This window comes from Tritonibacter sp. SIMBA_163 (assembly GCF_046535935.1).
GTDB classification, from domain to species: Bacteria; Pseudomonadota; Alphaproteobacteria; order Rhodobacterales; family Rhodobacteraceae; genus Epibacterium; species Epibacterium scottomollicae.
In genome coordinates this window covers 1-257 of record NZ_JAWJBP010000790.1, presented here as the reverse complement: position 1 = coordinate 257, position 257 = coordinate 1, and the positions used below count along the sequence as shown (strand labels likewise).

The window sequence follows — 257 nt, the reverse complement described above, 5'->3', positions numbered from 1 at the left end:
ACCACCGGCAACCATGTCTGGGATCAGCGCGAGATCCTTGGCTATATCGAGGGCGAGCCGCGCCTGATCCGTCCGGCGAATTTCCCGGACGGCACACCGGGGCGGGGCACGGCGATGCTGACCGGCCCGAACGGCCACCAGGTGCTGGTGACCAACGTCATGTGCCGGCTGTTCATGGACCCGCTGGACGATCCGTTCGCCTGCATGGACCGGGTGCTGCAGGGCATCGCCATGCCGCGCGAGGCGGATTTCATCCT

The 257-nt window shown here is 66.9% G+C and carries 1 protein-coding gene; it reads left to right on the top strand.

The genetic code is table 11. The features are described from left to right. Positions 1 to 257 (top strand): YmdB family metallophosphoesterase (locus tag R0J92_RS24480; RefSeq protein WP_411053595.1); only part of this gene is annotated, 257 nt, incomplete at both ends.